Source organism: Nocardia sp. NPDC003963, from assembly GCF_053605105.1.
Genome location: NZ_JBSGIP010000014.1, coordinates 121823 through 142398 on the forward strand (window position 1 = coordinate 121823; position 20576 = coordinate 142398).

Genomic DNA, 20576 nt, shown 5'->3' on the forward strand with positions numbered 1-20576 from the left:
CCGTTGCCATCCACCTCTCCGGGCGCGATCATCGATCACGTTCACGCTCGCTGTCAGGCCCCTCCGCCGCCCGCCGGGGCGGCTCGGAACCGTTAGTTCTCGACGACGAGAGGATCGTGTCCCATGCCTTCATCCAGCAAAGCGAACAGTACCGGCCGTACCACCGCGACCGGCACGGGCGGATCGGCCCGCGAGAAGACCTCCGGACCCCGGGCGAAACCGGACGGGCAGCCGACGACCGGGACCGCGCCCGCGGCCACGTTGGCTCTCCCCTTCCTCGACGCCAGGATCGCCGTACCGGGTGAGGGCATCATGATGAAAGCGGGGCCGGTCGAGCTGTCCTTGCCCGCTCGGTATCTCTACTACGGCGGGATCGGTGCGCTCGCTGTGGTGGGAGCGGTCGAATGGCCGGTCGCCGGTGCCCTCGCGGCGACCGGGTTGATCATCGGCCGTCTTCGCAGATCCGCCCCCGAGACGGTGGGCGCCACCGCGGCTGCGACGTAGTGTCGACCGGGGGAGTGGCCCGCGAGAGTCGCTGAGCAGGGACCCTGTTCGCCGGTGTAGTCGAGATCTATGCTCCAAAGGTGGCCGTGGTCGGCGTCGTGAAACGACTGCTGGTGGGGCCCGCGTTGCGTACCGAACGCGAGCGTGGACAGTTGCTGCCCAAGCGGCTGGCCCTGCCGGTGTTCTGCTCGGATCCGATCTCCTCGGTCGCCTACGCTACGGAGCAGATCCTGCTGATCGTCGGTTTGGGTGGCGCCGCCTATCTGGAGCTTGCCGCCCCGGTATCGGTGGCGGTCGCGGTGCTGCTGGCGGTGGTCGTACTCTCCTACCGGCAGACGTGCCATGCCTATCCCGGTGGCGGCGGGGCGTTCGTGGTCAGCAAGGACAATCTCGGGGAGAAACCCGCGCTGATCGCAGCTGCTGCCCTGCTGGTGGACTACGTGATGACAGTGACGGTGTCGGTGGTGGCCGGGGTCCTCGCCATCACCTCACGATTCCCGGATCTACAGCCCTACGCCGTCGAGCTCGCCGTCGGCGGTGTGATCACTTTGGCTGTGGGCAACCTGCGCGGGCTCAAGGACAGCGGCAAGGTGTTCGCGGGACCCACCTACGTGTTCATCGCCCTGGTCTTCCTCCTGCTCGCCACCGCTGCCGTCCGGGATGTGCTCGGCGGTGGCATCCCGCTCGCCTCGGGGGCGAGCGAGCAACTGGTCGCTCGCGAGTCGACGGGTGGCTATCTGACCGTGCTGTTGGCACTGCGGGCCTTCGCGTCGGGATGTACCGCCCTGACCGGTGTCGAAGCGATCAGCAACGGCGTTCCCTCGTTCCGCCCACCCAAGTCCCGCAACGCGGCCACCACCTTGACGATCATGGGAGTGCTGGCGATCACCATGTTCACCGGCCTCACGGTGCTGGCGTTGAAAATGCAGGCCAGAGCCTATCCCGACGGTTTCCCGTCGGTGATCAGTCAGCTCGGCGCCGGAATCTGGGGTTCGAACTCCATCGTGTTCCTGCTCTTCCAGCTGTCGACCGCGGCGATTCTGATCCTGGCAGCCAATACCGCGTTCAACGGGTTTCCTGTCCTGGCCTCGATCCTCGCTCGGAACCGATACCTGCCCCGGCAGCTCTACCATCGCGGCGACCGGCTGGTCTACTCCAACGGCGTACTGCTGCTCGCCGGCTTCGCGGTCGTCCTCATCGTCGGTTTCGACGCCAATATCGACAAGCTGATCCAGCTCTACATCGTCGGGGTGTTCACTTCGTTCACCCTGAGCCAATCCGGAATGGTCCGGCGCTGGCAGCGGCTCCTCGGACGCACCGCCGAGCCGGACGATCGATGGCGAATGCGCCGGTCGCAACTGATCAACCTCATCGGCGCGGTGATCACCGGCCTCGTCCTGATCATCGTCATCCGCTACAAGTTCGTCGGCGGTGCCTACCTCGCGATCACCGCGATGGCGGTGCTGTACGCAGTGATGAAAGCGATCAACGTCCACTACCGCCGGGTCGGTGAGACGATGTCGGTGCCCGCGGCCGCCGAACTGGTCCAGCCCAGCCGCAACTACGTGATCGTGTTGGTCTCCCAGATCAACCAACCCACCGTGTTCGCCCTCGGCTACGCGAAGCTCACCCACCCCGACCAGCTCATCGCGCTGTCGGTCGCTATCGACGAACCCGAAGCCCACCGACTCCGCGACGAGTGGGGACGCCACCACTTCGACATCCCGCTGACGATCGTCGAATCTCCCTACCGCGAGATCACCCGGCCGATCCTCGGCTATATTCACCGACTGCACCGCCGGTATCCCCGTGTCGTCGTCACCGTCATGATTCCCGAACACGTCGTCGGCCGCTGGTGGGAACAGTTACTGCACAACCAGACTGCCTTTCGGCTGAAGACCCGGCTGCATTTCGAACCCGGAGTCGTGGTCACCAGCGTCCCGTATCGGCTCCGGACATCGACCGGTCCGGTCCCCGCGCCCGGACCGAAACAGTGACCCGTCGCTGCTTCGATCAGTGCCACCCCGGCCACACCACGAGGGCCGAATCCGTCGCCATGAATCGCTGAGCGCAACGCCGTTCGGTCCGCGTTGCGATTTCGCTCGACGGGGGCACCCGCAACCGTGACCGCCCGGTACCGGCTGCCCGTCGGCTCCGAGCCGGCGCCGCCGAGCGTGCCGGGGTGAGTGCTGCCCGCGCGGCGCGAAGCCGGGATCCGGCGGATCGTCGGCGTTTTCCTGGTTCGGGAGTGTCGCTCACCAGGTATTTTCCGGTGAAGGGGCAAGGTTCAGTGGGGGAGGAGCGGTGCACGGCGAAATCGGATTCCGCAGGCGGATCGGCTGGAGGAGCGCTCATGGTAGTGAGACGGTCGGCTCGGGCAGAGCTCACCGCCGGACGTCCGTTCCCGGCGCGAATGGGTCCGAAGGGTTCCTTCCTGTGGAAGATGGTCACCACCACGGACCCCAAGGTGCTGGGCGTGTTGTATCTGGTGTCGGCGACAGCGTTCTTCCTGATCGGTGGTTTGCTGGCATTGCTGATCCGGGGGGAGTTGGCGCGCCCGGGACTGCAGTTCTTGTCGCCCGAGCAGTACAACCAGCTGTTCACCATGCACGGCACGATCATGCTGCTGTTCTACGCCACGCCGGTGGTTTTCGGATTCGCCAATGCGATCCTGCCGTTGCAGATCGGCGCACCCGATGTCGCGTTCCCCCGGCTCAATGCCCTGAGCTACTGGCTGTATCTGTTCGGCGCCACCATGGCCACCGCGGGGTTCGTCACCCCGGGCGGAGCCGCCGATTTCGGCTGGACCGCGTATTCGCCGTTGACCAGCGCCTTACATTCCCCGGGGGCCGGCGCGGACCTGTGGATCATGGGATTGGCGGTATCCGGTCTGGGCACGATACTGGGGGCCGTCAACATGATCACCACGGTGATCTGCCTGCGCGCGCCGGGGATGACGATGTTCCGGATGCCGATCTTCACCTGGAACATCCTGATCACCGGCATTCTGGTGCTGCTGGCGTTTCCGATCCTGACCGCCGCCCTGATGGGCCTGGCCGTCGACCGGCATCTCGGCGGCCATATCTACGACCCCGCCACCGGGGGCACCATTCTGTGGCAGCATCTGTTCTGGTTCTTCGGGCACCCCGAGGTCTATATCGTCGCGCTGCCGTTCTTCGGAATCATCACCGAGGTCATTCCGGTTTTCAGCCGCAAACCCATATTCGGCTACACCACACTGGTTTTCGCCACCATCGCCATCGCCGGACTATCGATGGCGGTATGGGCCCATCACATGTTCGCCACCGGCGCGGTACTGCTGCCGTTCTTCTCCGCGATGACCTTCCTGATCGCGGTGCCCACCGGAGTGAAATTCTTCAACTGGATCGGCACCATGTGGCGCGGACAGCTGACCTTCGAAACACCGATGCTGTTCGCCATCGGGTTCATCGTGACGTTTCTGCTGGGCGGTTTGTCCGGTGTCATCCTCGCCAGCCCGCCGTTGAACTGGCAGGTCCACGACAGCTACTTCGTCGTCGCGCATTTCCACTACGTCCTTTTCGGCACCATCGTTTTCGCGACTTTCGCCGGTATCTACTTCTGGTTCCCCAAACTCACCGGCCGTCTGATGGACGAACGACTCGGCCGCCTGCACTTCTGGACCACCTTCCTCGGTTTCCACGCCACATTCCTGGTCCAGCACTGGCTCGGTGACGAGGGTATGCCGCGCCGCTACGCGGACTACCAGGCCGAGGACGGATTCACCGTCCTCAACACCGTCTCCACCATCGGCTCGTTCGTCCTCGGCTTCTCGATGATCACTTTCGTCTGGAATGCTTTCCGGAGCTATCGGTACGGGGAAGTCGTCACCGTCGACGACCCGTGGGGGTACGGCAACTCGCTGGAGTGGGCCACCACCTGTCCGCCGCCGCGGCACAACTTCTACGAGTTACCCCGTATCCACTCCGAACGTCCCGCGTTCGAACTGCACTACCCGCATATGGTCGAACGCCTGCGTACCGAACTACACGTCGGCCGGCCCTCGTCCGGTCCGGGGCCCGAACTCTCCCGGTCGCCCGGTTCCGCCGCCGGCACCGGCCCGGATCGACCGGAGGGCTGATCGACCGGACGGCCTGTCGCGTCGGGGAAGGTGGATCTCTCCCGTTCGGGCCGGGATAACGGTCACCGGCCCGCCCTGGGCTTCGTGACTTGCTGTGGCGGATCCTGCTCGATACCACCGCGCGCGCTCGCCGATCGCCGCTCGGGCCCGTAGGAGGAGTACCTCGCGGCACTCGCCGCCGTGACGCGCGCTCTCTTCCCTGGTGGAAGCGCCGCGGGCGGGTCCGCGCATGGTCCGATTCAGAACCCGGCGTGGAGTCGGGCCCACTCGGTATTCCAGTGATCCAGTTGACGTGAGCGGATGCGGCCGATGGCTATCGCCGCCGGAAGGCAGTAGAGCAGGACCGGGCCACTCCAGGTGAACACCGAGATGAGGATCGAGTCGAACAGGACGGACGAGGCATTCGGCGGCGCCGCGGTGTGTTCGCCGTCGCGGTCCACCCAGATATCCACCACCTCACCTCGGCGGTAGCCCGCCGGTGCGTAGACAGAGCCGGTGTGCTGCGTGCCGTCGGCGATCCAGGTGGCCGCGGTGACGGGATAGAGGTCGTATTCGCTGGGGAAGGGCGCGGATTCCCGAAGGGTCGCGGGTACGCGGTGCCGTCCGGCCGCTCGTTCGGCGGCGGATTCGCTCAGTGCTTCGTGTGCGTGTGTCCCGACCGCGGCCGCGATCGGGATCGCCCAGCCGGTGACGAGCAACGCGCTGCACACGAGCCAGCCGATGAGGCGATCCCCGGGGCGTAACAGCGGACTTTCGCGCCACGGGCGCAGGTGCCACAGCCGTGTGGCGGTGGTGGGATATCTGTTCGGTTGAGAGACCATTTCTTCTATCCGGACAGGCGATCGGGGGCGGTACGGTTCCGCTCCGATTATCCCAGGATGTGCTCCGGCCCCCAGCCTTGAAAGCCTGTGATACGCATCATGTATCGCCGACCGGTTCGTCGGAACCGGTATGCGCTGCCGGGACTCATCGATCAGCCGACTGCGCGAGTACCCGGCGCGCCGCGACGGCGACCGCTTCGTCGAGCATCTGCCCGTCCAGCAGCGTGGCTCCACTACCGTGCGCCCGGGCCTCGTCGAGGGCGGTGAGCACCCGCTTCGCCTCGCCCACCGCGCTCACGCTGGGTGTGAAGGCCGTCGTCGCCGTCTCGACCTGCGCCGGATGGATGACCCACTTACCGTCGAAGCCGAGTGCGGCCGTCCACTCGCACGCCTGCCGGAACGAGTCGTCGGCGGCGACGCCGAGCTGGGGGCCGTCGATCGCGGCGACGCCGGCCGCGCGGGCGGCGATCAGTACGCGATCCTGTACCGCGAGCCAGTGTTCCGGGCGGGCGTGCCGCGATCGGCCCAGTGCCGCACCCAGATCGGCGTATCCGATGATCACGGCGTCGAGCCGGTCGGTGGCGGTGGTGATCTCGTCGATGGTGCGGACCCCGAGCGGAGTCTCGACGAGGGCCTGTACCCCGATCTCGGTGCCGGTCAGGGCGCGTTCCACCGCGATGAGATCCTGCGCGGACTCGGTTTTCGGTAGCACGATGCTCGCGAGCGTGGGTAGCTCGGCGCACATCGCGAGGTCGTCCTGCGCCCAGGGGGTGGTCAGCCCGTTGACCCGTACCGAGACGATGCCGGCTGCCCGCCTCGTCTCGTGCAGCAGTAGCCGGACCAGGTCTCGCGCCTGCCGTTTCTCCGCGGCGGTTACCGCGTCCTCGAGGTCGAGGACTACTTCGTCGGCGGTCGACGCCAGCGCTTTACGCGCTTTCCGTTCGTCGGAGCCGGGTGCGACGAGAGCGGTGCGTCGCCGGTGGGGGGAGCGCAGAGGCACGGCTGATTCCTTCGTTGTCGACGGGTTGTGGATCGAGCAGTGGGCTGTTCCGCCGGAGCCGGGTCAGATATCGCGAGTCGCCGAGTGGGTCAGCAGTCCGGACGAGATCAACAGCAGCCCACTGGCATGGAAGATCGCCCCGACCCCGACCAGGCCGGAGAGGCTGCCGGCCACCACCGGCACCGTGACCTGGCCGATCCGGTTACCGGCCAGCCGCACGGCCAGCGCGGAGGCTCGGTTGCGCGAATCGGCGATCAGCGTCACCCAGGTCATGGTGAGCGGCTGGCCGACACCCCAGAAGAATCCCATCAGCAACATGGCGAGCATGAGCGGGACGACTGCCGAGGTGAACGGGACGAGCGCCATCGGCACTCCCGAGGCGAGCGTCGCCGACACCAGCAGCCACCGGCGCGGTATGCGCCGGAGCAGCATCGGCATGGTGGCGCGGGAGAGGACGGAGGTGACGGTCCGCGCGGTGAGCAGGGTGGTGACCGTGGCGACGCTGAGTCCCATCTCCTGCCCGAGAACGGGTAGGTAGGCCATCAGCAGGTCCATGGCGGTGAGCACGGTGAGGCTGGAGTAGATGGCGGGTTTCATCCCCGGAGTGGCGAGCAGGCGGAAGGTGGACTGCTGTCCGTCGACCGCGTCGGACCGGCTGACCCGGGTGGAGTCCCCAGGTGCGAACAGGAAGGCGAGCGGTACGGCGGTGAGGGCGATCGCGGCCATCACGAGTAGCGCGGGGCCGGTGCTGACAGCACCCGAATCCGGAGTGGTCAGGGTGGCCACCAGGCCGGCGATCGGGAAGCCGAGCAGCTGACCGACGGAGACACTCAGGGTGAGATGGCCGAAGCGCGCGTCCATCTGCTCGGGTGGCGACCACAGCGCCACCATGCTCTGGCAGGCCACGGTGTGCATCATCTGGGCGAGTCCCAGCAGTGCGCTGGCGACGCCCAGCACGATCAGCTGGGAACTCGCCGCCGCGAGTACCACCGCGACCACGGTGAGCGCCAGGCCCAGTCGGAGTGCCGGGACGGCCAGGCCGCGGTCGACGGCGCGGCCGATCCGCAGCGCGACGATGAGCGGCAGCAGCGCGAACGCCGCGGTGACGACGCCCACGGCGAGTCCGTCGCCGCCCAGTGCCAGGACTCGATAGGAGATCAGGGTGCGGACGCCACTGAGCACGGTGTGCGACAGGAGCGAGGCGGCCGTGACAGCGAGGAACCAGGTCGGCCGTCTCAAGGCCGGGTCAGTGCCCGGTCTCGGCGCCGGCCGGAGCGGCGGCTCCCGCGGCCCGCAGATCCGTATCGGTCTGGCGGAGCTCCCAGGCGTGCAGGACGTGATCGCGCATGGCTATCCGTGCCGCGTTCGCGTCGCGCTTCTCCAGGGCCGCCAGGATCAGGTCGTGGTCGTGGTCCAGCGCCTGACAGAACGACCGGACGCCCCACAGGGTGACCGACGGTGTGAACCGCTCCCACAGGTGCCGAACCGAGTCGACCACGACGGCCGAGGTGCAGGCGTAGATCGCGAAGTGCAGCTCGCGGTTGAGTACGGAGAGCCGGGCGGGATCCTCCCCGGCGGCGGTCGCGGAGACGAGGGCCTCGTTGGCGCGCAGGACGGCCCGGTAATCGTCGTCGGTCATGCGCTCGGCGGCGATCTCGCAGGCCAGGCCCTCGAGTTCGGCGCGCATCCGGTAGAGATCCTGGGCCATCTGCGGCGTGAAGTCACGTACGGTCGCGCCCCGGTGGCTGGTGTAGTCGACAGCGCCGTCGGCGGCGAGGATCCGGAGCGCCTCGCGGACGGGGGTGGGGCTCACGCCGTACCGCTTGGCGATGGCTGTCTGGCGGAGTTGGTCGCCGGGATTGATGACGCCTGAGTCCATGTCGGCCCTCAGGCGCTCCAGCACGTAGGCCGTGCGGCTCTGCGGCAGGGGTGCGTTGGTCTGGGTCAATGCGGTCGGCTCCTGATCGGACTCGGTCGTCTCGTGCCCAGTACATGCCGGGTCGCCGGCCGGCTGGGCGTCTCAGATTAACACGAAATATTTGATAGATCAGAAAAAAGATTCTATAGAACATATTGACGTGCACCCTCGGCTCTGCCAGGGTTATGACCTGGCTCACGTGACCTGGCTCACGGGACCGGATTTGCAACGGTGTAGGAGGCACGGTGGTCGAAGTTCACAACCGGCGATGGACAGGGGTGGCGGAGGGCGACCGCGAACAGCTCCGCCTGCTGTTGGTCGACGCGCTCGCGCTGGCCGCGGCGGGTACGGCATCACCGGATGCCCAGCGCGTCCTGGCCGGACTCGGCGCGGTGGGCGGCGGCGAGGTCCGGGTTCCGTGGACCGATCTGCGACTGTCGGCCCCGTCCGCCGTGGTGGCACTGTCCACGCTCATCCACGCATGGGATTTCGACGACACACACGACGAGGCGGTGGTGCATACCGCGAGCGTGGTGGTGCCGACTGTGCTCGCCGCCGCCGCCACCGGCGCAGCGAACGGCGCGCACGTCGCCGACGGCCTGGTCACCGGCGTGCATCTGCTCTCCCGCCTGGCCCGGGTGACCGGTCCCCGGACCGGCGTGATCCGGACGGCGGGGCTCGGGTCCCTCGCGGCCGCGGCGGCCGCCGCCACCGTCTGGGGACTGCCCGACGACAAGGTGGAGCACGCCGTGGCGCTCGCGCTCGGTGCGGCGCTGGCGCCCGGCACCCGGCAGGCCGTGGTCGACGGTTCGGTCGCCAAGCGGATCCAGCCGGGGCTCGCCGCGCAGTTCGGTATCACCGCCGCCGCACTCGCCGCCCAGGGCGTCGAGGGGCCGAGCGGGTGGTTGTCGGGCGAGTTCGGGATCGCACCGGGTGCGGAGGTGGGCTGGGCGGACCTCTTCGCCGGTGAATTCGAAGGCCGCTGGGTCGCGGTGAAGCCCTACCCGGCCTGCCGGTACACCCACGCCGCACTCGCGGCCGCGGAGGGCCTGCGCGACCGGCATCCGGACTGGAACGAGGTCGAGCAGGTGCGGGTCCACGTCCCGGAGGGACCGGCGTATTCGCTGGTCGCCCGGCCCTACCGGGACCGCGGTGCGCCGCTGGTGGACGCGCAGTTCTCGCTCCCGTGGCAACTCGCGGCCCTCTGGGTCACCGGGCGTTACGACCTGACCACCCTGCACGGCGGCGGCCTGGGCAACCCCGATATCGCCGCGGCGGCCGCCCGGATCACCGTCGAACAGGACCTGCCGGAGAGTGCGGTGATGACCGGCGCCCGCGTCGAGGTCCGGACCACCGCCGGTGCTGTCGCCGCCGCCGAGGCGCCGATGCCCGGCGCCGGTGGCACGACCTGGGCTGCCCTCACCCGCAAAGCGAACTCCTGCCTACAGGTCGGCGCGCACGCCGACCCCGCCGGCGCCGTCGACGGACTCCGGCAGCTGGCCGACCGGTTGCCCGACCTGGACGCGCCCGCCCTGACCGCGGCCCTCGACCACTACACGACCACAACCCGACCGTAACGAGAGACGAACAGGAACCCCTAGATGGATTTCAGCCTCAGTCCCGAACAGACCGCCCTCGTCGAGTCGGTGACCAAACTCGCCCAGCGCGAGTTCGGCGAACGCGCGTTCACGCGCACCGAGTTCGCCTGGGACAGCCTCGAAGTTCTGGCCGCGCACGACCTCACCGGTCTCACGCTGCCCGTCGAACTCGGCGGGCAGGGCGCCTCGCTGCTCGACGCCGTTCTCGTCATGATGGCGATCACCAAGGTCTGCCCGCACAGCGCCGACGCGCTCCAGGCGAGCAACTTCGGTGCCATTCGGCAGGTGGCGAACTTCGGCTCGGACTATGTGAAAGCCGAGGTACTCCCGCGGTTCCTCGCCGGCGAAGCGTTGGTGACGGCCGGGATGAGCGAACCGGAAGCCGGCAGCGCACTGACCGACCTCCGTACCAGCGCGCGGTTCGAGGGCGACCATGTCGTCCTCAACGGCCAGAAGTGCTGGAATTCGCACGGGCCGGATGCCACGCATTCGGTGGTCTGGTGCCGCTTCGGTCCGAGTTCCAGGGATATCGGGGCGGTGCTGGTGCCGTTCGACTCGCCGGGGTTCAGTCGCGGTAAGCGCGAGTACCACATGTCCGGAGAATCGCACTGCCAGCTCTTCTTCGACGAGTGCAAAGTGTCCAAGGAGTACGTCCTGGCCGACAGTGGAGCGCTGAAGAAGATGCTCTCCGTTTTCGGTGTGGAGCGGATGGGCAATGCCTCGCGGGCGCTCGCGCTCGCGGAGAAGGCGTACGACATGGCGGTCGAGCACGCGTCGGTGCGTACCCAGTTCGGCAAGAATCTGTGCGAGTTCCAGGGTCTGCAATGGAAATTCGCCGATATGAAGGTCGAACTGGACGCGGCGAAGATGCTGCTGCTGCGCGCCGTGGCGGGCGCCGACGCCGGCACTCCGGACTCGAACGAGGCGGCGATCGCGAAACTGCACGCCAACCGCACCGCCTTCGCCGTCGCCAACGACGCCATGCAGGTCTTCGGTGCGAGCGGTTACTCCCAGGAGTTCCCGCTGGAGTACATCGTCCGGCGTACCCGCGGCTGGATGATCGCGGGCGGTTCGGTCGAGGTCCTGAAGAACACCATCGCCCAGGGCATCTTCGGGCGCCGCTTCGACCAGCGCGCCGGGGCGGTGGCCCGATGAGCACGGTGGAACGTAGCCCCGAAACCACCGCCCTGGAGGGTGCCACCGACGCCCTCGTCGCCTGGGTGGTCGATTCCGGCGCCGCCGAACTGCCCGCGGCGGTCGAGCACCATGTGCGGCGCCTACTGGTCGACTACCTGGCGGCGGTGGTGCCCGGATCGGCCACCGATGTCGCCCGCGCCGTCGCCGGTCACGTCGCGGCCACCTACGGCGGCACGGGCGCCACCGCGATCGGACTCGGCCGGGTCTCCGCGCCGGGCGCCGCACTGCTCAACGGAACCAGCTGCCACAGTCTCGAGGTGGACGACGGCTACACACCGGGCTCGGTCCACCCCAGCAGTGTCGGTTTCCCGGCGGTACTGGCGGCGGCGGAAGCGCTGGGCAGCGATACCGTCACCACGACACGCGCGCTGGCGGTGGCGTTGGAGGCGATCTCGCGCCTCGCCGCGGCGGGTCATCCGACGACCTGGCGCAACCACTTCCACAACACGCCGCTGGCGGGTGTTCTCGGCGCTACCTGCGGGGTCGCGGTGCTGTACGGGCTGGACGCCGACCGCGTCCACGACGCCCTGGGTATCGCCGCGTCGCACGCCGGGGGACTGTTCGCCTTCCTCGGCAAGTCGGCCGAGGTGAAACGGGTCCACCCGGGTAAAGCCGCACGGGACGCGATCACGAGCGTCGAGCTGGCGGCGGCCGGGGTGACCGGCCCCCGATCGATCCTGGAGACTCCGCACGGTTACGTGGACGCGTTCGCCGCCGGCGGTTTCGACGCGGGCGTCCTGCTCGACGGGCTGGGCCGGGACTGGGTGGTGCTGAACTCCTACGTCAAGCCCTACCCCTCGTGCCGGCATCTGCACGGCCCGCTCGACGCGGTGTTGGCGCAGCGCGCCGAGCACGGGATCGGCCTCGCCGATATCGCCGGGGCCACTGTCCGGACCTACACCGTCGCCTCCCATCACGCGGCGACGGTCGTGAATTCCCTGCTGGACGCCCAGATGAGCATCCCGTTCGCCCTCGCCACCGCCCTGGCCCACGACGAGGTCGGCCTGACCGAGTTCGGTGAACAGGCGCGCCGGGACCCCGCGATCCGCGACTTCGCCACCCGGGTCGAGGTCGTGGCCGACGAGCAGGCGGATCGGGAGTATCCGCGGTTGCGTCCGGCATCGGTGGAACTGCGGTTGCACGACGGCCGAGTCCTCTCGCACCGGGTCGAGATCCCCTACGGCGAGCCCGGTAACCCGGTGACCGACGCGGAGATGACGGCCAAGTTCGTCCGGCTCGCCGGGCCCGTTCTCGGGGCCGGGATCGCCGCGGAGCTGGCCGCCGATCTGTGGGCGTTCGAATCCCTGGACGTCATCGCACGCACCGACTCGCACGTGAGGAAGCAGCTATGACACAGGTGACCGACCAGCCCGTGGCGGCGCGGGCGCCGGACCGGGCCGACCTCGGCCGGGCCATGCTGAGCCCCCGCTCGGTGGCGATCATCGGCGCCTCCGACGATGTACGCAAGACCACCGCGCGCCCCCTGCGGTTCCTGCGCCGGCAGGGTTTCACCGGCGCGGTGTACCCGGTCAATCCGCGCCGGGAGACGGTACTGGGGGAGCGGGCCTGGCCCGATATCGCCTCCCTCCCGGAGGTGCCCGATCACGTCTTCATCGTGGCCGACACCTTGCTGGTCGTATCGGCCGTGCGCGACTGCGGCCGGGCCGGAGTGCCACTGGTCACGGTGCTGTCCGGAGGTTTCGGCGAGTTCGGAGAGGGTGCCGAGCGGCTGCGGGAACTGCTGGCGGTGGCGGCGGAGTACGGTGTGCGCATCATCGGCCCCAACAGCATCGGCGTGGTCAACCCGCGCAACGGGATGATGCTCACGGCCAACGCCGCCTTCGCCGAGGAAGGTATCCCGGTCGGCTCGTCCTTCGTGGCCTCGCAGTCCGGCAGTGTCATCGGCGCGCTCATGACCCGGGCCAAGGCCCGCGGACTGGGTTTCTCCGGTTTCGTCTCCACCGGGTCGGAGGTGGATCTGACGCTCGGCGAGATCTGCGCGGCGACGCTCGACGACCCCGAGGTGGGCTCGTACACCCTCTTCATGGAGTCGTTGGAGAATGCGGCGGACCTCGCGGCCTTCGCGGTCGAGGCGGCGGCCCGCGACAAGCCCGTCACCGTCTACAAACTGGGTCGCAGCGATGCCGCCGCGGCACTCGCCGTCTCCCATACGGGCGCGCTCTCCGGCGAGGACGACGAGGCCGATGCCTTCTTCCGGGCCTGCGGATTCGCCCGGGTCGACAACTTCGAGGCGCTGATCGAGACCGAGGCGCTCCAGCGTCGTGTCGGTCCGCCCGCCGCGGCGGGCGATCGCCGGGTCGCTGTCATCACCTCCACCGGAGGTGGGGCGGCGATCCTGGTGGACCAGCTGGAAACCCTCGGTGTCACAGTGACGCAACCGAGCCGCACTGTCTTCGACGGGCTGGGCGAGCTCGGACTCGACGTGGCCGAGAGCCTGATCGTCGATCTCACCCTCGCCGGCACCCGGCACGATCTGGTCGACGGGGCCCTGAAAGTGCTGCGCGGCAGCGGTGAATTCGACCTGGTGCTCTTCGTTATCGGCTCCTCGGCGCGGCTCAACCCCGAACTGGCCGTGAGCGCGATCGCCGAGCACGCCGCAGGACCGGTCCCGGTGGCCGCCTGGGCTCTCCCGGACGCGCTGGAGTCGGTCCGCCGACTGCACGAGGCGGGAGTGCCGGCGTTCCGTACCGCGGAGGCGTGCGCCCAGGCCGTGGCGGCGACGCTGGGGCGCCGGCCGGTCGACCCGGCGACCTTCCGGGCCCGGCGGACGGAGGTTCCGGTGGCCGGCCGCGCGCTCGACGAGGCGGCCTCGGCCGAGGTTCTCGCCTCCCTCGGCATCCGTTTCCCGGTCACCACGACATGCGGTGTGGACGGTGTGCCGGAGGCCGAGCCGCGATTCCCCGTGGTGGTCAAGGCGCTGTCGGACCGGTTGCCGCACAAGTCCGAGGCCGGCGCCGTGGTCCTGGGTGTCCGGGATCGGGCCGGCCTACGGGCGGCGCTCTCCACCATCGTGGCGGGCGTCGAAGCCTACGACGCTACGGTGACGGTCGACCGCTTCCTCGTGCAGGAGATGATCGAGGAGACGGTGTTCGAGGCACTGGTCGGCTACCGCGTGAGTCCGACCGTCGGGCCCTTGGTCCTGGTGGCCGCGGGTGGCGTGTACACCGAGATCTACGAGGACTCGTCGCTGCGACTGGCGCCGGTCACCGCGGAGCTGGCCCGGGAGATGGTCGAGGAGGTCAAGGCGACGGCGATCGCGCGTGGCTTCCGTGGTGGGCCCGAGGGCGACCTCGACGCCCTGGTCGACGCCGTGGTCCGGGTTTCGCGATTGGCGCTGGAACGACCCGATGTGGTCGAGGCAGAGGTCAATCCGGTGGCCGTGCAGTCGCGCGGCCGGGGCGTGGTCGCCCTCGACGCGCTCGTCCGTCTGTCCCAGGAGAACTGAGGCCGTTCATGCTCCACTCCCCACCCCGCCGACCCACCGCGGGCCGGCGACTCTGTTCCAGATTCCATCCCCGCAGGAGCCAGTGATCCCCATGGACGTGCGCATCGACGACCTCTCGCTCACCTTCGGTGAGTTCACCGCCGTCAAACATCTCGACCTCCACATCCGCGACGGCGAATCCCTCGTGCTGCTCGGGCAATCCGGATGCGGCAAGACCAGCACCATGCGCTGTGTGGCCGGTCTGGAAGATCCCAGCGGCGGCACGATAACCATCGGGGGCACGACGGTCTTCGACGCGGGGAAGAAGGTCAACTTCGCGCCGAACAAGCGCAATGTCGGCCTGGTCTTCCAGTCCTACGCCGTGTGGCCCCATATGACCGTGCTGGACAATGTGGCCTTTCCGCTGCGGATGAAGAAACGGCCGAAGGCCGAAGTGCGGGCCAAGGCGCTGGAGAACCTGGAGCTGGTCGGCCTGGCGCACCTCGCCACGCGGGGCGCGAGCATGCTGTCCGGCGGACAGATGCAGCGGGTCGCCCTGGCCCGCAGCCTCGCCATGGAGCCGTCGGTGCTGCTACTCGACGAGCCCCTGTCCAACCTGGACGCCCGGTTGCGGGAGGACCTGCGGGTCGAACTGCGCCGGCTCCAGGTCGAATTGGGCCTCACCTGCATTTACGTCACCCACGACCAGGGGGAGGCGCTGGCCCTGGCGGATCGGATCGCCATCATGCAGGGCGGCCGGATCTCCCAGCTGGCGGATCCGTGGGGCACCTACCGGGCCCCGGCGTCGGCCTCCATCGCGGCCTTCCTCGGTGTCTCCAATATCTTCGCCGTCCGGCCGCCGGCGGAGCGCGCCGACCGGCTGCGGCTGCGGGAGCACGAACTCGAGGTCGCCTTCGGTACCGAGCTGCCGGGCGATACGAGCGATCTCAGTGTCTGCATCCGGCCCGAGCATATGCGCCTCGCCCCGGCCGACGGTCCGGACACGGCGCCGGAGCGGCCGAACGCCTGGGCCGGCACGGTCGAGATCAGTGTTTTCCAGGGGTCGTTCGCCCGGTGCTCGGTCCGGCTCGATGCCGGTCCGGTGATCGAGGTGCAGAGCCACGAGGAAGCGGCCGGGTTGCTCCGCAAGGACGACCGCGTCGTGGTCGAGGTCGATCCCAAATATGTCCGGGTGCTGCCCGGTGAGGTTCCCACCCCCGGAGAGGAATCCTGATATGACCCTCATGACCCCGGCGCCCGAGACACAGGTCCCCACGCAGAAGCCCCCGATCCCGGGACGCTCCACCCTGCCGTGGCGGAAGCGGTGGCTGCCCTCGGGCACCCTGCTGGTGGTGCTCGCGGTGCTGATCGTGCTGCCCGCCGCGCTGGTCCTGCTCGCCGCATTCAGCTCGAGCGTGCCGCGGCCGGGCAATATCAGCTTCGATCTGACCCTGGACAACTTCGGGATCTTCTCCGCTCCGCAGGTGCAGGGCGCGTTCGTCAACTCGCTCGTCCTCGCCGTGAGCGCCACCGCGCTCGCCTGCCTGATCGGCGGCGGCCTGGCCTTCCTGGCGGCCCGCTCGGATATCCCGATGCCCAAGTTCGTGTATCTGATCGGCCTGATGCCGCTCTTCCTGCCGTCCTATGTGGGTGCGCTGGCCTGGTCGATCCTGGGTAGCCCGGTCGCCGGTCTGCTCAATATCGCCCAGCGCGATATCGGCTGGTCGGTGCCGTTCGATATCTACTCCCTGCCCGGCATGGTCTTCGTCTTCGCCATGTACTACTCGCCGTACACCTTCCTGCTGGTGCACGGGGCGATGTCGATGATGAGCCCGGACCTCGAGGAAGCCGCCCGGATCCACGGCGCGACACCGCGGCGGATGCTCGGCCGCGTCTCCTTCCCGCTGGCCCTGCCGGCCTTGATCGGTTCGGCGATCCTCACCTTCACGCTGATCTTCGAGAACTTCCCGGTGGCTCAGGTGCTGGGTACACCCGGCGGGGTCGACACACTGCCCACCTTCATCTTCCGGCTGCTCAACGCCACTCCCTCGCGCGGCAACGAGAGTGCGGCCATCGCGGTGGTACTGGTCACGATCGTCGTCCTGGTGACCTGGCTGCAGAACCGGGCGCTGCGCAAAAGGTCCTTCACCACGGTCACCGGTAAGGGCGTGCGGCAGAAGAAGTTCGCCCTGGGCCGGGCGCGTATCCCGGTTTTCGTACTGACCCTCGGCTTCTTCGCCCTCTCCATCGTGCTGCCGATCCTGGCGCTGCTGGTCGCAGCCGGCCAGACCTCGCCCTATCTCACTTCCATGAGCCAGCTGACCGCGTCCGGCGGTCTGGACTTCAGCTCCTTCGGTGAGGTCCTGGGGTCGTCCGGATTCCGCGCGGCCGCGTTCAACAGCGCGGTGGTCAGTGTGTTCGCCGCGGTCGCGGGCACCGTGCTGGCCTTCCTCTGCGGCTATGTGGTCTACCGGTCGAAAGCGTCCGGGCGCACTCTGGTCGAGACCGTTTCGATGATGCCGCTGGCCATTCCCGCGGTGGTGCTCGGTATGGGGCTGCTGTGGACCTGGCTGGTACTGCCCGTACCGCTCTACGGGACCCTCGCCGTGCTGGTGGTGGCGTTCCTGGCAGTCCAGGCGCCGCAGGGCTTCCGCGGTGTGGCCGCATCCATCATGGCCACCGACCGCGACCTCGAGGACAGCGCGGTGATGTTGGGCGCGGGCCGCACCACGGCCGTCGCCCGCATCACGGTGCCGCTGATGAAGGTGAGCCTGCTGTCCACGTTCCTGCTGCTGCTGATGCTCAGCATGCGCGAGCTCACGGTGCCGCTGTTCCTCTACACCAGCGAGACCGAGATCCTCTCGATCGCCATCTACGACGCATTCGAAAACGGTGGCGCACTGCGGCAGGCAGCCGCGATGAGCGTGATCTACACCGCCTTCATGTTCGTCCTTTCCTATATCCCGCGCCGCCTGGCCCGTCAGTAACGCTTCGAGAAGGAACCAGAACCATGAAGCTCACCCGATGGGGCGCCGCCGCAGTCGCCCTGCTCCTCAGCGCTTCGCTCGCCGCGTGCGGCGGCGGCGCGGGGAGGCCCGACGATGCCGCGGTCGCCGCGGCGATGCTGCCGATGCCCGCGATCGACGATTCCGCCGGGTTGGTCATCCACGGCGAGGAGATCGCCGACGCCGAACTGCTGGCGGCCGCCCGTGGGGACTCGCTCAACTGGTACACCGCGTCGGGGGCGGAGAGTGCGGGACTCACCGCCGCCCGGTTCGAGGCCGAGACCGGGGTCGAGGTCAATATGACCCGGCTGCCGTCGGGCAAGCTCAACGAGCGGGTGCTCAGCGAACACGGCGCCGGCCGCCTGTCGGCCGGGGTGGTCACCATCACCGATCCGATTCTCGCGGAGGGCTTTGCCGCTGCGGGTGTCTTCGCGCCCTACCGGACACCCACCTACGACAAGCTGGCCGGGATGGGGGATGTGGTCTGGAAGGACGGTGAGTACTACACCGTTTACTACTCGGCCTACGCGTTCGCCTACAACGATCTGGCGGTCGAGAAGGAAGACGCCCCCGCAACGTGGGAGGACCTGCTCGACCCGAAGTGGAAGGGCAAGCTCGGCGTGGTCAACGCCGGCGCCGGTGGCACCGTCCAGGGCCTCGCCGATTTCCAGGAGCGCGTTCTCGGCGCGGACTACTGGAGTGGTCTGTCCGCCCAGGAGCCGCGGATCTTCGACACCACCTCGGTCCAGCTCGACGCGCTGGCCCGCGGGGAGATCCAGGTGGCCACCATCGGCTTCAACAGCACCTACGGTGCCGAGGAGGCGGGCGCGCCCATCGAACTGGTGGTTCCGAAGAAGGGGGTTTCGGGCACCTTCAACATGCAGGGGCTGACCTCGGCGGGAGCGAACAGCCCGGCGGCGCGGCTCTTCATGAACTGGACCATGTCCCGCTCCGGCCAGGAGTTCGCGGCGGCACAGGGTTTCGTGAGTTCCCGTACCGATATCGACCAGGTGCCGACCGGTCATTACCAGCTGCCGAAAGCCGATGACGAAGGCTTCCTGGTCTACACCCCGGAGGACGCCCGGTCCCGCGGCCGCGACATCGTGGCCCGCTGGAACAAGATGTTCGCCTTCGGCTGACGGCGGGCACGACGGAAGGGCCGACTCGATCGGGCCGGCCCTTCGTCGTAGATGAGGGGAGTGGGGGCGTCCGCGCGGACGCCCCCACTCTTGTCAGGTGAGCAGGACCAGCGATATCTTGCGGGCCACACAGGCTGGACGTTCGCTCCCGTCCAGCTCCACGGTGAAATCGATGGGCACCAGCAGTGCGTCCGTCCGGGGGAGCACCTCGGCGACGGTGCAGCGCAGCCGGATCCGGCTACCGACCGGGACGGGGGTGGGAAAGCGCACCTTGTCCAGGCCGTAGTTGAGCCGGGCGGTTCCGAGACGGAAATCGTAGAGTTCCGCGGCGAGGTCGGAGATGAGCGAGAGCGTCAGGTAACCGTGGGCGATCGTGCGGCCGTACGGACCCCGGGCGGCGCGCTCGGCGTCGACGTGGATCCATTGCCGGTCGCCTGTCGCGCGGGCGAAGAGATCGATACGCTCCTGGTCCACGGTGAGCCACGGACCCGGGCCGAGCTCGACGCCCACGAGTGCGTCGAGCTCGGCCCGGGTGCGGACGACAGCGGGGCCGGCCGTACTCATCCCGCGACCCGTTCGACCACGGCCGCCAGCCCCTGGCCGCCGCCGATGCACAGGGTGGCGAGACCGTAACGGCCGCCGCCGCGGGTGAGCTGGCGGGCCAGGGTGCCGACCAGCCGGGCCCCGGTGGCGCCCACGGGATGCCCCAGGGAGATACCGGAGCCGTGCGCGTTGACCCGCGCGCGGTCGCTCTCGCCCAGCCCCCACTCCTGCATCACCGCGAGGGCCTGGGCCGCGAAGGCCTCGTTGAGTTCGATCAGATCCATATCGGCCAGCGTGAGTCCGGCCCGCTCCAGCGCGGCCGCGGTGGCCGGTACCGGACCGATCCCCATGGTGCGCGGGGGAACACCGGCCACCGCCCAGGACACCAGCCGGACCAGGGGGCGCAGACCCAGCTCGGCCGCCCGCTCCGGCGTGGTGACCACGCACAGCGCCGCGGCGTCGTTCTGTCCGCTGGCGTTGCCCGCGGTGACCGTGGCATCGTCGAGGGTCCGCCCCATGATCGGCCGGAGCGCGGCCAGCGATTCCGGGCTGGTGTCGGCGCGCGGATGCTCGTCGGTGTCGACCACCGTCGCGCCCTTCCGCCCGGGCACCGTCACGGGCACGATCTCCTCGGCGAACACCCCGGATGTCTGGGCCGCCACGGCACGGCGATGGGATTCCAGCGCCAGCGCGTCCTGCGCCGCGCGGGTGATGCCGTATTCGCGGCGGACGTTCTCCGCCGTCTCGATCATTCCGCCGGGTACGGGATAGTCGGGACCGCCCGCCGTGGTGCGGGCGCGGGCCAGCCCGTCGTGCATCGTCATCCCGCTGCGCGCGGCGCCCCAGCGGGCGTCGGTGGTGTAGAACGGTACGTTGCTCATGCTCTCGGTGCCGCCCGCGACCACCACCCGGGCCGCTCCGGTCTGCACCATCATCGCCGCGTTGAGGATCGCCTGGAGTCCGGAGCCGCACCGGCGGTCGAGCTGCTGGCCCGGCACCTCGACGGGAAGACCGGCGGTGAGGGCGACCACCCGGCCGATCGCGGGCGCCTCGCTGTTGGGGTTGCAGTTCCCGAGTACGACATCGTCGACGGCGTCGGCCGGCAGACCACGCGCGACGAGTTCACGGAGCACGGCGACTCCGAGATCCACTGCGGTCAGGGAACGGAAGACGCCACCGTACCCCCCGATCGGGGTGCGCAGTGGCTCGCAGATGACAGCCTCGTTCATGATTCTCCTCTGGCGCAGGTTCGTGGAGGCCGTGGCGGAGGTATCGCATCGTGGCAC

General features: G+C 68.8%; 16 protein-coding genes. 10 read left to right on the forward strand and 6 right to left on the reverse strand.

Annotation, left to right across the window (positions count from 1 at the left end; genetic code table 11):
- The first annotated feature begins 123 nt into the window (after positions 1-123).
- From ACWEWT_RS22380 to ctaD, 3 genes are all read left to right on the forward strand, one after another.
- Complete coding sequence (locus tag ACWEWT_RS22380; RefSeq protein WP_452561626.1) at positions 124-504, forward strand: hypothetical protein; 381 nt, start codon at positions 124-126, stop codon at positions 502-504.
- Positions 505-584: 80 nt separating this feature from the next.
- A complete protein-coding gene (locus tag ACWEWT_RS22385) occupies positions 585-2501 on the forward strand; it encodes an APC family permease (protein ID WP_452561627.1) in 1917 nt (638 codons plus the stop codon).
- Between the two features lie 356 nt (positions 2502-2857).
- On the forward strand, positions 2858-4624 hold the full coding sequence (gene ctaD / locus ACWEWT_RS22390) for an aa3-type cytochrome oxidase subunit I (protein WP_452561629.1): 1767 nt from the start codon (positions 2858-2860) through the stop codon (positions 4622-4624).
- A 239-nt stretch (positions 4625-4863) separates the two neighbouring features.
- On the opposite strand, the gene ACWEWT_RS22395 is transcribed toward ctaD, so the two are convergent.
- The 4 genes from ACWEWT_RS22395 to ACWEWT_RS22410 form a co-directional block, all read right to left on the reverse strand.
- Positions 4864-5445, reverse strand: a complete 582-nt coding sequence (locus tag ACWEWT_RS22395) for an Rv1733c family protein (protein ID WP_452561630.1) — start codon at positions 5443-5445, stop codon at positions 4864-4866.
- 145 nt (positions 5446-5590) lie between these two features.
- On the reverse strand, positions 5591-6439 hold the full coding sequence (locus tag ACWEWT_RS22400; protein WP_452561666.1) for an HpcH/HpaI aldolase/citrate lyase family protein: 849 nt from the start codon (positions 6437-6439) through the stop codon (positions 5591-5593).
- Positions 6440-6508: 69 nt separating this feature from the next.
- Entirely contained in the window at positions 6509-7684 is a 1176-nt protein-coding gene (locus ACWEWT_RS22405) for an MFS transporter (RefSeq protein ID WP_452561632.1), read from the reverse strand.
- 7 nt (positions 7685-7691) lie between these two features.
- Positions 7692-8393 (reverse strand): GntR family transcriptional regulator, encoded by a 702-nt coding sequence (locus tag ACWEWT_RS22410; RefSeq protein WP_452561633.1) that lies wholly within the window; start codon positions 8391-8393, stop codon positions 7692-7694.
- A 215-nt stretch (positions 8394-8608) separates the two neighbouring features.
- Here ACWEWT_RS22410 and ACWEWT_RS22415 point away from each other — a divergent pair, with 215 nt between their 5' ends.
- The 7 genes from ACWEWT_RS22415 (at position 8609) to ACWEWT_RS22445 (ending at position 18747) form a co-directional block, all read left to right on the forward strand.
- Positions 8609-9940, forward strand: coding sequence for an MmgE/PrpD family protein (locus ACWEWT_RS22415; RefSeq protein ID WP_452561635.1), 1332 nt, complete (start codon positions 8609-8611; stop codon positions 9938-9940).
- Between the two features lie 24 nt (positions 9941-9964).
- On the forward strand, positions 9965-11116 hold the full coding sequence (locus ACWEWT_RS22420; RefSeq protein ID WP_452561636.1) for an acyl-CoA dehydrogenase family protein: 1152 nt from the start codon (positions 9965-9967) through the stop codon (positions 11114-11116).
- The gene (locus tag ACWEWT_RS22425) at positions 11113-12510 is read left to right on the forward strand and encodes an MmgE/PrpD family protein (protein ID WP_452561638.1); all 1398 of its coding nucleotides are present in this window, start codon (positions 11113-11115) and stop codon (positions 12508-12510) included. The genes ACWEWT_RS22420 and ACWEWT_RS22425 overlap by 4 nt, the downstream gene beginning before the upstream one ends.
- A complete protein-coding gene (locus ACWEWT_RS22430; RefSeq protein WP_452561640.1) occupies positions 12507-14624 on the forward strand; it encodes an acetate--CoA ligase family protein in 2118 nt (705 codons plus the stop codon). The genes ACWEWT_RS22425 and ACWEWT_RS22430 overlap by 4 nt, the downstream gene beginning before the upstream one ends.
- A 91-nt stretch (positions 14625-14715) precedes the next feature.
- Positions 14716-15837 carry an ABC transporter ATP-binding protein gene (locus tag ACWEWT_RS22435; protein ID WP_452561641.1) on the forward strand — a complete coding sequence of 374 codons (1122 nt, stop codon included), beginning with the start codon at positions 14716-14718 and terminating at the stop codon, positions 15835-15837.
- A 1-nt stretch (position 15838) separates the two neighbouring features.
- Positions 15839-17590 carry an ABC transporter permease gene (locus ACWEWT_RS22440; RefSeq protein ID WP_452561643.1) on the forward strand — a complete coding sequence of 584 codons (1752 nt, stop codon included), beginning with the start codon at positions 15839-15841 and terminating at the stop codon, positions 17588-17590.
- A 23-nt stretch (positions 17591-17613) separates the two neighbouring features.
- On the forward strand, positions 17614-18747 hold the full coding sequence (locus ACWEWT_RS22445) for an ABC transporter substrate-binding protein (protein WP_452561645.1): 1134 nt from the start codon (positions 17614-17616) through the stop codon (positions 18745-18747).
- A 93-nt stretch (positions 18748-18840) separates the two neighbouring features.
- On the opposite strand, the gene ACWEWT_RS22450 is transcribed toward ACWEWT_RS22445, so the two are convergent.
- A complete protein-coding gene (locus tag ACWEWT_RS22450) occupies positions 18841-19311 on the reverse strand; it encodes a MaoC family dehydratase (RefSeq protein WP_452561647.1) in 471 nt (156 codons plus the stop codon).
- Positions 19308-20519: an acetyl-CoA C-acetyltransferase gene (locus ACWEWT_RS22455; RefSeq protein ID WP_452561648.1), complete on the reverse strand. Its 1212-nt coding sequence runs from the start codon at positions 20517-20519 to the stop codon at positions 19308-19310. Before ACWEWT_RS22455 ends, ACWEWT_RS22450 begins: the two co-directional genes overlap by 4 nt.
- Positions 20520-20576 lie beyond the last annotated feature (57 nt).